The sequence below is a fragment of the Psychrobacter sp. genome (assembly GCF_030454045.1).
Classification (GTDB): Bacteria; Pseudomonadota; Gammaproteobacteria; order Pseudomonadales; family Moraxellaceae; genus Psychrobacter.
The window spans coordinates 1-10,040 of record NZ_JAKDJE010000093.1 but is presented as its reverse complement, the minus strand read 5'-3'; the positions used below and the strand labels follow the sequence as shown (position 1 = coordinate 10,040).

The 10,040-nt window shown below is 45.8% G+C and carries 10 protein-coding genes; 3 read left to right on the top strand and 7 right to left on the bottom strand.

Annotated features, from left to right (window positions below; translation table 11 throughout):
* The first annotated feature begins 66 nt into the window (after positions 1-66).
* The 3 genes from L0G63_RS12585 to cysE all read left to right on the top strand — a co-directional run bounded on the left by L0G63_RS12585 (position 67) and on the right by cysE (position 2,429).
* Positions 67-447, top strand: coding sequence for an Hpt domain-containing protein (locus L0G63_RS12585; RefSeq protein ID WP_301450967.1), 381 nt, complete (start codon positions 67-69; stop codon positions 445-447).
* Positions 447-1,328 (top strand): RNA methyltransferase, encoded by an 882-nt coding sequence (locus L0G63_RS12580; RefSeq protein ID WP_301450966.1) that lies wholly within the window; start codon positions 447-449, stop codon positions 1,326-1,328. The genes L0G63_RS12585 and L0G63_RS12580 overlap by 1 nt, the downstream gene beginning before the upstream one ends.
* Positions 1,329-1,517: 189 nt before the next feature.
* Positions 1,518-2,429 (top strand): serine O-acetyltransferase, encoded by a 912-nt coding sequence (cysE, locus tag L0G63_RS12575; protein ID WP_301450965.1) that lies wholly within the window; start codon positions 1,518-1,520, stop codon positions 2,427-2,429.
* Positions 2,430-2,584: 155 nt separating this feature from the next.
* Here the strand turns inward: cysE and L0G63_RS12570 are convergent, their stop codons facing one another.
* The 7 genes from L0G63_RS12570 to L0G63_RS12540 all read right to left on the bottom strand — a co-directional run.
* Complete coding sequence (locus tag L0G63_RS12570; RefSeq protein WP_301450964.1) at positions 2,585-3,187, bottom strand: 2-amino-4-hydroxy-6-hydroxymethyldihydropteridine diphosphokinase; 603 nt, start codon at positions 3,185-3,187, stop codon at positions 2,585-2,587.
* On the bottom strand, positions 3,108-3,545 hold the full coding sequence (gene folB, locus L0G63_RS12565) for a dihydroneopterin aldolase (protein ID WP_301450963.1): 438 nt from the start codon (positions 3,543-3,545) through the stop codon (positions 3,108-3,110). Before folB ends, L0G63_RS12570 begins: the two co-directional genes overlap by 80 nt.
* Positions 3,546-3,588: 43 nt before the next feature.
* Positions 3,589-4,551 carry an EamA family transporter RarD gene (gene rarD, locus L0G63_RS12560; RefSeq protein WP_301450962.1) on the bottom strand — a complete coding sequence of 321 codons (963 nt, stop codon included), beginning with the start codon at positions 4,549-4,551 and terminating at the stop codon, positions 3,589-3,591.
* A gap of 223 nt (positions 4,552-4,774) precedes the next feature.
* Positions 4,775-7,066 (bottom strand): bifunctional prephenate dehydrogenase/3-phosphoshikimate 1-carboxyvinyltransferase, encoded by a 2,292-nt coding sequence (locus L0G63_RS12555; RefSeq protein WP_301450968.1) that lies wholly within the window; start codon positions 7,064-7,066, stop codon positions 4,775-4,777.
* A gap of 172 nt (positions 7,067-7,238) precedes the next feature.
* Positions 7,239-8,381, bottom strand: coding sequence for a histidinol-phosphate transaminase (gene hisC, locus L0G63_RS12550; RefSeq protein WP_301450961.1), 1,143 nt, complete (start codon positions 8,379-8,381; stop codon positions 7,239-7,241).
* Between the two features lie 75 nt (positions 8,382-8,456).
* Positions 8,457-9,629, bottom strand: a complete 1,173-nt coding sequence (pheA, locus tag L0G63_RS12545; RefSeq protein ID WP_301450960.1) for a prephenate dehydratase — start codon at positions 9,627-9,629, stop codon at positions 8,457-8,459.
* A gap of 231 nt (positions 9,630-9,860) precedes the next feature.
* Positions 9,861-10,040 (bottom strand): hypothetical protein (locus tag L0G63_RS12540; RefSeq protein ID WP_301450959.1); only part of this gene is annotated, 180 nt, incomplete at its 5' end.

Below are 10,040 nucleotides of genomic sequence, written 5' to 3'. Positions count from 1 at the left end.
ATGCAGGCGTTCTATAATATTAATTAGCGTTGCACTTGGTGTGTTAATCTAAGATTGGATAAAACCATGACTGACATGACGAATAATAATATAACTGGTCAGACTGATGAAGAGATTATCAATCACGAACAGTTCGAAGATATGCGTGACTTGCTAGAAGAAGATTTTGTCGATCTGATACAGCTATACCTGCATGACAGTCAAAAGCGGATCGAGGCATTGAGAGCGGCGCAAAAAGAAGGCGATAATGCAAATGGTTTTGAAACGGTTCATGCTCTAAAAGGCGCAAGTGCCAATTTGGGTACGACTCAGCTGGTTCGTCTTAGCAGCCAGCTACAAGAATATTGCCGCGAGCGCCGCATCAGTGAGCAAGCAGATCTTATTGAAGAAATCGCTGTCGCATTACAACGTGCTGAACAAGAAATCCATCAAAGATTGGGACAATAATGAGTAACGACTCTTTATCATCTACTGAGCAAGCCCTTACAGTGAATGACTACCTCGACTGCTTACAAGTTGTGATGGTCAATACGACGTTGCCTGCCAATATCGGCTCAGCCGCACGCGCCATGCATACAATGGGCTTGTCCCGTTTGACCGTTGTCGACCCCAAATTGCCAATTGATGAGACCAGTGTCTCTCATGCGGCAGGTGGTAGTGAGCTGCTGTCATCTGCTGTGATCGCACCTACTCTAGAGTCTGCCATTTCCGACTGTCAACTGGTATTTGCAGCCAGCAGCCGCAGTCGTCATATGCCGCGCCCTGTTGTGACATCCACGCAAGCCGCTAAGATTATGTTTGATTTTATTGATACACAGTCGGCTTTAAGTGCAAATAATAACGTTGACACCTCATCAGACGCTGTTTCTAGCAAACCAAATATCGCGATCTTATTTGGGCGTGAAGATCGTGGACTGACCAATGAAGAGCTGGCGTACGCCGATTATCATGTTCAAATCGATGCAAACCCTGCTTATCCTGTATTAAATGTCGCCTCAGCAGTACAAGTCACTGCAAGCTTTATATTTGCGTATGCCCAAACTCACATTCAGATGGCAGACACGGTAGAGACTGACTTGAGCATTGCTACTCAGTCAGCGTTTGAGGTGCATTTGCGTCAGCAATGGGATGAGCCAGCTATTACTCAGCAGCAGTTGCAACAGCTTATTCAGCGTACTACTGACCTTATGGTACAGCGCGGTCTGGCAAATAGCGAACATCTAAAGTCATTGCCATCACGCTTGTCTAGACTTGGGTCACGCTTACAGCTTGATCAAAAAGAGTATCAGCTATTAAGTGCTTTGATTGCAAAACTATCAAAAGACTAAAACAAGTCATTGCGTATCAGCTTGCCTTAATTTGACAGCTTTTTACTATATTTTGCGGTACAAAGCTGTTATAACTTAGAAAAAATGAGCAACAATATACTCTCATCATTATTTAACCATCATGACCATAAAATAAAGACATTGCTACTTTAGCAACGCTACTTTACCGACGAATAGATAGGACACTTTATGTCAGTGCCAGCCAAATGGTTCAAAACACTTGCCAGCATCAAAAAAGACCTGAAAGAAGATATCGATGCGGTATTTAACCGCGATCCTGCAGCGCGCAATAGCTTGGAAGTCATCCTAACCTATCCAGGTATCCATGCGCTCATTCTACATCGCGGCGCGCATTGCCTATGGAACCATGAACAGAAACTGGCGGCTCGCGTCATCTCATACGGCTCGCGTATTATTACAGGTATTGAGATTCACCCTGCTGCCAAGATTGGTAAGCGTTTCTTTATCGATCATGGTGTTGGGGTCGTCATCGGTGAGACTGCTGAGATTGGCAACGATGTGACGTTGTATCACGGTGTTACTCTAGGCGGTGTGTCTTGGAATAATGGCAAACGACATCCAACGCTAGAAGATGGTGTGACCGTTGGCGCTGGCGCCAAAGTTTTGGGGCCATTTACCGTCGGTAAAAATGCCAAAATCGGCTCAAATGCAGTGGTAGTAAAACCCGTACCAGCAGGCGCTACTATGGTCGGTAGTGCGGCTCGTATGATTTCAGATTATCATGACGAAAAAGGCAACCCGCTTACTGCAAAGGTACAAGATGCCAAGCAGCAAGAAAAAGCGGCACAAGCTGGTGAGGCCAATCACTCTCACGTCAAAGAAGGCACTCCTACCGCCAAGCGCACCCATACTTTCCGCGCTTATGGTATCGACCCCCATTCACAAGATCCTGTTGCAGAAGCCTTTGCTAAAATGCTTGAGCATATCCAACAATCAGAGAATCGTTTGGACCAGTTGCAGTCAGCGATGTGCGACATCGATCCTAACTTTTGCAAAAAAGAATACGATAAGCTGTGCTTAGAGGATTTGGACGTGATTGGTCGTACAGATGCCGATACAGCAGATACTGAAAGCAAATAAACTACGCAAATTCAGTCATAAAATACTAAAATTTCAATAGTGATACCTGCGGTGAGCTCACCGCGCTTCGATACGCAGCTTGCCATAGGTATTATTTTTAAAACCCTTTCGCTTTCCCTGTTTTTCTAAAGCGCTATCAAGTACTATTTAAATTGCTAATTATGGGCTATCGCCAACTCTTTAATCCCTAATCTCTCATGCGCCTTGAAGGGATAGCGATCGGTCATTATTATCCAATTTTTTGTTGGTAAATATACAATATTTTTGCTTAGGCTATTTTCTACGCTAGCCAATTTAATCATCAAAATATCAATATCCATCGTCACCCGCCGCACTTGATTGGGTTTGGTTTGTCGACATCTATTACAATCGCCTTCAAGCGTTTTAAAGGTTTGCTGTAGTTGTTGTAGACGCATCGGTGTGGTCAGTACTAGATGGACACACTGATTGTTATAGTCAGGTTTTGGTAATTGGGTAGTCGCGGTAAAATCAGGGTTTTGAAACGCCGTAGACAATCGCACCTCGCCTAACGCTGCTAAACGCTCTCGAGCAAGCGGTAGGTATTTTTCGGCTTGATAATTACTACCTAGCGCTAACACCACCTCTACCACAGGCTGTGCTTGCAATGATTCAGGACTGCACTGCGTTAGCGCCTCTACATTTAAATCCGTCGATGTTTTATGCATCATCAGCTTGGGTATCATTAACTTCTTTGGCAGCTTCTTTAGTAGCTGGCTCACTTGTTGATGCTGGCGCATAGCGGGTGATTTGCACCCCAACTGCATCTGCTTGGACAATCGCCGTGGGCTTAGCAATGCTCAAGGTGATTTTTTGACAATCATACTTTTCAAATAGCCTATCAGAGATCTGACCAGCCAAGTGCTCAAGCAGCTTTGCTTGAATCTGTTTGCACCACTCGCTCACATCATCGCAAACGTCTTTGTAGCTTAGCGCATCGTTCACATCATCTGACACAGATGCACGGCTAATGTCCGTTTCAAGCGCGATGTCGATCAGTAAAGGCTGAGTGATGGCGCGTTCCCAATCAAAAACGCCAATCACCGCCTCAACCTTTAGACCTTTTACAAATACTACATCAGACTGAGTATGAAACATCCTATCATCCTTGTTTGCTAATTTTTTGTGCGTGTTTTAATATTCACTTAACCGACTGGTGCGCCTCTTCACGCAGACGTGCCGCTTTTAATACTTTACTGGGACGATGTCGCCACAAATCGATGCTGAATAATAGCAGACCTAACCAAATCAGACCAAATACGGCCAGACGATGTAGATCAAATGGTTCTTTATAATAAAATATCGCCAACAAGAAAATAAAGGTTGGCGTCAGGTAATTCATAAAACTCAAAATACTATAAGCAACCAGTTTGGTGGACTTGTTAAACAACAGCAGCGGTATCAACGTAATCGGGCCTGCGAGCATCAATAACCAAATGCTTGAGCTGAACCAAAAGCTCAACTGATGACTGACCACATCCGACTGCCAAAACCACCAAATGCATAGAGGCACAAGCATGGCTGTTTCAACAAACATGGCATCGACAGCAGTCAATGGCGTTTGCCGTTGTATCGTGCCATAAATACTAAAACTGAATGCCAAAATCAATGATATCCACGGCAGACTACCAATCATGACCACTTGAATGACCACAGACAGCAAGGCAAACCCAATAGCCACCCACTGCAATGGTCGCAGGCGCTCTTTGAATAGGATCATTGATAATGCAACGCCTACCAATGGCCCAATAAAATAGCCCAAACTGGCCTCAAGGATACGGTCATGATTGACCGCCCATACATAGGTAAGCCAATTGGTTGCGATAATCAGACCCGATATCAATGACAGCGCGATCCATCTTGGGTTTTGTTTGAGCGTCTCTATCCACCCCCAGCGTCTGGTGACCACCAAAACGATCAGTAGACAAAAAAACGTCCACACAATACGGTGCCCGATGATCTCTGTTGCATCATACTCGGACAATTGCTTGAAGTATAAAGGAAAGCCGCCCCAGATAAAAAAAGCAATCAGCGCTGTGATAATGCCGCGTCTGGTTGTGGTAATCGGAGCAACAGGGGTTTTGATGACATTTTGGGTAGTCATAATATCAGACAACTTTTTAGAGCAAAGCGCACCCTCACCTCATCTTAAGTACTTTTTTGACTCAACGGTGAAAGCACAGGGTTACTACAGTGAAATTAAAAGATAAAAAGCAATGCACCCATGCCGATAGTGGCACAAGTACATTGCTAACGATATTAAATAAGATTTTTATTTATATTTTATAGCACACGATGATAAAAAGTTATTATCATCACTCGGCGCTTCATTCAGCGCCAGTATCCACGTCGATAGACATACCGATTTGGTTAGCAAGCTCAGCAAAACCTGGGAAGCTAGTATTGACTGTCTCCGTCCCCTCAATGGTGATCTGCTCAGATGCACGCAGACTTGCAATAGAGAAACTCATCGCAATACGGTGATCGTGATGTGAGACAATATGGCCGCCACCAAATACGGGTTGACTGTTATTGACGTCGCCACTCTCACTTGCAACCCCTTTACCCTCGATGATTAGCCCATCATCGGTCACGGTGCAATCGATACCAAGTGTCTGTAAACCTTCCGCCATCACGGCGATACGATCTGATTCTTTGACGCGTAGCTCTTTGGCACCAGTCAAAACAGTACGCCCTTTAGCACAGCTGGCGGCAACGAATAATACAGGGAATTCATCAATCGCTAGTGGTACTAGATGCTCTGGTATCTCAATGCCCACCAATTTTGAGCTACGAATGGTAATGTCTGCCACTGGCTCGCCGCCAACGTGCGTCTCATTGCTTAGGCTAATATCTGCATTCATCAATTTTAGAATATCAATCACGCCTGTACGCGTCGGATTGATACCCACTTGCGTCAAGGTCAGCTCGCTGTTTTGGCTAATGGCGGCTGCCACCATAAAAAACGCCGCAGACGAGATGTCGGCAGGGACAGCGATATCGCCACCTTGTAGAGAGCCACCACCAGTAACGCTGATTCGATTACCCTCTACGGTCACAGGATAACCAAAAGCCGATAGCATACGCTCAGTATGGTCACGGCTGACCTCAGGCTGCGTCACCGTGGTGGTACCCTCTGCCCATAAACCTGCTAGCAGCAAGCAAGACTTCACCTGCGCTGAAGCAACTGGCATGTCATATTCAGTGCCTTGTAGAGGCTTGCCAACCGTATCACGACCGGTGATGCTAAGCGGCGCGGTACCACTATGACCTGTACTTTGAATCACAGCACCCATCGAGCGTAGCGGTGCCGCCACACGCTCCATCGGACGCTTGTTGAGACTGGTATCACCTGTTAGTACACTATCAAACGATTGCGCCGCCAAGATACCAGATAGCAGACGCATACTAGTGCCCGAGTTACCCATATACAATGGCGTTTTGCTAGGTTTTAACCCATTCATACCAACACCATGAATAGTCAAGTTGCCATTATCAGGACCCTCAATCGTCACGCCCATGTCACGGAATGCTTGCAACGTTGCCAGCGCATCTTCCCCTTCCAAAAACCCAGTAACGTGGGTAACGCCAGTGGCAAGGCTGCCGAGCATGATGCTGCGATGCGAGATAGATTTGTCACCAGGAATGGCAATGGTGCCAGAGACAGTATTGCTGGGTGTAATATTATAAGAAGCTGACATGGCAGAAGTATCCGTATAAGGGGTGCTGGCTAACATATGGCCAAAATGTCGCCGCGCAGCTTGTGCACGGCCCAAAAGTCCCATCAGGGCGGTTGAATCTTGATCGATGATGAGCTGGCGCATGGTTTGCAGATAGGCACCATACTCATCAAGTGCGCTCACAATGGCGCGTTGGTTGGCGAAAAATATATCATGCCACATCTTGGGATCGCTTGCGGCAATGCGGGTAAAATCACGGAAACCGCCAGCGGCGTAACGAAACATATCTAAATTATCATCATGGCTTGCTAATTGCTCAACCAAGTTAAAGGCAAGCAGATGCGGCAGATGACTGGTATGTGCCAATATACGGTCATGATGATCAGCCGCCATTGACATCACATTTGCGCCCATAGATTCCCACAGTAGCCGCAGCTTCGCCACAGCGGTACTACTCGTACTAGGCAGCTCACAGACAATGACGCTATGATTGACAAATAAATTGGCGCGGCGGGCATGATACCCTGAATTTTCAGCACCAGCAATCGGATGCGCGGGCACCAAGCCTAGAGGCAGCGCACCGAATACCGCTTTGGCCGCCTCGATAATATTAACTTTGGTACTACAGACATCCGTCAGGATGCAATCAGCATCAATCTGACCCTGATCCATTGCCTGCTTAATATCAATAAATACAGCTTGTACTGCCTGCACAGGCACGGCGATGATGATCAAATCACTACCGTCGATGACATCTTGTAAACAGGCACTACCTGCATCTAGCAGACCATGCTCAACAGCTTCTGTAATACTTGGCGTATGTCTATCGACTGCAACCAGACGCTCGCTTAAACCATTGTCTTTGATGGCTTGTGCAAAACTGGCACCAATAAGCCCAAGTCCAATCACACAAACTTGCTTGAACATAGGTCGATGCATGTTTAAAGAGGGTTGAAGATTGTTTTTTTTCTGACGACTCACAGCTTTTCTCATTGCATACGCGGGGATAACGTTTATCAAAGCACATCCCAGCGCTATAGAATTTAATGATCCGTTAAGATCGTATTGTTTATTAGATCGTGTTTTTTCTTAAAAGGTATCTTTTGATGGATTAGCCTTCGCTCAAAATAGAACGCAGCGTATCAATCAAACGCAAATTGTCCTCAGCCAGCCCCACCGTAATACGTAGCCAGTTTGGCAGTCCATAGTTACCTAATGGACGAACAATAACCCCTTGCTCAAGTAGCGCCTGATGGATTGACGCTGCAGTGATGTCTTCCATCTCAACTTGCACTTCCACCATAATAAAATTGGCATGCGACTTTATAAAACCCAGCCCTAGCGCATCAAATTGCCTTTCTAACCAGCGCATTTGCTCATCGTTCATTAGACGAGTTTTTTCGATAAAGTCTTGATCAGCCAGTGCTGCCGCAGCTGCAGCCAGACCCACGCGGCTGACATTGAATGGCTGACGAATACGATTTAACAAATCGGCAACCGCCACTGAACTAAGCGCATAGCCTATTCGCAAGCCTGCCAACCCATAAGCCTTAGAAAAAGTTCTCACGATAACGACATTATCAAACTCATCCAATAGCGCCCGATTGTTACTCTCCGGGCTGTATTCTATATAAGCTTCATCCAGCACGACCAATACAGAGGGTGGCACACTAGCAACGAATCGACGCAACTCTTTGTGTTCTAGCTGCGTGCCAGTTGGATTGTTGGGATTGGTGATAAAAACAATTTTGATATTCGGATTATCTTGGACTGCTTGACTCATGGCTTTTAGGTCATGACCAAAGCGTTGAGCAGGCACCTCAACATCCCTCGCGCCTTGCATCTTTGCCAGCATAGAGTAGACCACAAACGCATACTGGCTATAAACGATGACATCATCGGCACCCACAAAACTACGAGCTAAAATATCGAGCAAATCATCAGAGCCATTGCCTAGCGTGATCTGCTCGACCTCAACATCATTAAAGTCAGCCAAGGCTTGCTTTAGATAGTAGCCTTTGCCATCAGGATAACGCGACAATTGACCAAGCTGCTCAGTGACGGCTAGTGTCACTCGCGGCGAGCATCCCATCGGATTTTCGTTACTGGCCAATTTCACCACGTCTGAGACGCCATATTCCCGCGTCAACTCCTCGATTGGCTTGCCCGTTTGATAAGGGGCCAATGCTAGGATGCTGTCGTAGGCGGGTACTAGTGGTGATAGGTCTGCTGCTGTCGATTGATTAGGCTGCATGGTTTATCCTTAAGTGTGGTCACCTATAGCGCTTATCTATTATGTGCAGGTATGAATAGATAAGCGCTCGTATTTTTATAATACTGCTTTTGGATATGAGCCTAAAATGCGCAAATCTTTTACCAATGGGCGAATATCATTGATCGCAGCATTCACATTTGGATCATTGATGTGACCGTTCATATCGATAAAGAACACATACGCCCACTTGTTAGGACGCTCAGGACGTGTCTCGATACTGGTCATCGAGACGCCGTGATATGACAACGGTTTTAATATCTCGATGAGGGCACCAGCTTTGTCATGGGCTGAGACAACGATAGAAGTTTTGTCTTGACCAGAAGGCGCAATGGCCTCATGACCGATGATAAGAAAACGGGTGGTGTTGCTTGGGTTGTCTTCAATGTTTGAATAGAGCTTATGTAGACCATACTCTGCAACCGCAACGTCACCAGCGATAGCCGCCGAATGCCATTCGTTTTTGAGGCGACGTGCCGCTTCACCATTGCTTGATACCGCCACGCGCTCTACATTAGGGAAATTCACATCGAGCCAATGACGGCACTGAGCTAGCGATTGCTGATGCGAATAAATACGGCTTAAACCATCAAGCTTTGTATGCTCAGCGACCAAGAAGTTTTGATGAATCGGAAGCTCAACTTCACCAATGATTTTTAGACTAGAAGATAAGAATCCATCCAAAGTATGGTTGACCACCCCCTCTGAAGAGTTCTCGACAGGGACAACGCCATACATCGCCGTGCCTGCTTCGACTTCACGGAACACATCGGTGATGGTCGTCATTGGTACCGTATCAGCAGCTTTTCCAAAATGTTTCAAAGCGGCGGCATGGGTAAAGGTACCGACTGGTCCCAAAAAGGCAATACGCTGCGGCGCTTCTAAATCTAAACATACGGACATAATCTCACGAAACAAACGCGCCATCTTTTCGTCAGAGACTGGACCAGTATTACGCGCCATAACTGCTTTTAGTACTTGCGCCTCACGCTCAGGACGGTAAAAAATAGGGTCACTACTGTCATCAGTGGCCGTATGGTTTTTCTTTACCACCGCCACTTGCTGTGCCAGTTTGGCACGATTATTGATGAGCGTTTGAATCTCGCAGTCGACTGCATCAATGTTTTGACGAATAGTGTCTAAAAACGCTTTTTCAGTTGCGGTATCGCTAGTGCCTGCGGCGGTTTGATTTAGATTGTCTATATTTTGTTCTGGTGACTGCTCGCTCATTACCGCCCATCCTTTTTAGATTTTATCACTGTTAGATATTGCTTATCGTTAGATATGACTGTCTGCTAAATTTTACTGTGTTTTTGCCCAGTATCTCAACTGTCTTTGCCCATCAATCGTTATTTATAGCGTGAATATGACGTGATTGGTAAATAGTGATCAATGACTCGTTGCCAATGACAAAAACCATTTTGACTACTCAAAATAGCCTATCAAAAACACCACACTTCATTACTCTGCTCTAGCGTTTTTGCTACCTGGCCCTCCAAGTACAACAAAGCAGCAGACATCCGGCTCTACTATAACAAAAACTTCAGTCAGTGCCCATTCGTAAATACTTATAAGCCAGCAAATTATTATTAGGGCGTGTTGAACATTCGCAAATAGGCACTGCTGATCGCTAAAATTGTT

What these genes read in the sequence shown, in the direction of transcription:
- L0G63_RS12585 (WP_301450967.1), top strand. Translation starts at nt 67, where the DNA reads ATGACTGACATGACGAATAATAATATAACTGGTCAGACTGATGAAGAG.
- L0G63_RS12580 (WP_301450966.1), top strand. Translation starts at nt 447, where the DNA reads ATGAGTAACGACTCTTTATCATCTACTGAGCAAGCCCTTACAGTGAAT.
- cysE (WP_301450965.1), top strand. Translation starts at nt 1,518, where the DNA reads ATGTCAGTGCCAGCCAAATGGTTCAAAACACTTGCCAGCATCAAAAAA.
- L0G63_RS12570 (WP_301450964.1), bottom strand. Translation starts at nt 3,187, where the DNA reads ATGCGCCAGCATCAACAAGTGAGCCAGCTACTAAAGAAGCTGCCAAAG.
- folB (WP_301450963.1), bottom strand. Translation starts at nt 3,545, where the DNA reads ATGTTTCATACTCAGTCTGATGTAGTATTTGTAAAAGGTCTAAAGGTT.
- rarD (WP_301450962.1), bottom strand. Translation starts at nt 4,551, where the DNA reads ATGACTACCCAAAATGTCATCAAAACCCCTGTTGCTCCGATTACCACA.
- L0G63_RS12555 (WP_301450968.1), bottom strand. Translation starts at nt 7,066, where the DNA reads ATGCATCGACCTATGTTCAAGCAAGTTTGTGTGATTGGACTTGGGCTT.
- hisC (WP_301450961.1), bottom strand. Translation starts at nt 8,381, where the DNA reads ATGCAGCCTAATCAATCGACAGCAGCAGACCTATCACCACTAGTACCC.
- pheA (WP_301450960.1), bottom strand. Translation starts at nt 9,629, where the DNA reads ATGAGCGAGCAGTCACCAGAACAAAATATAGACAATCTAAATCAAACC.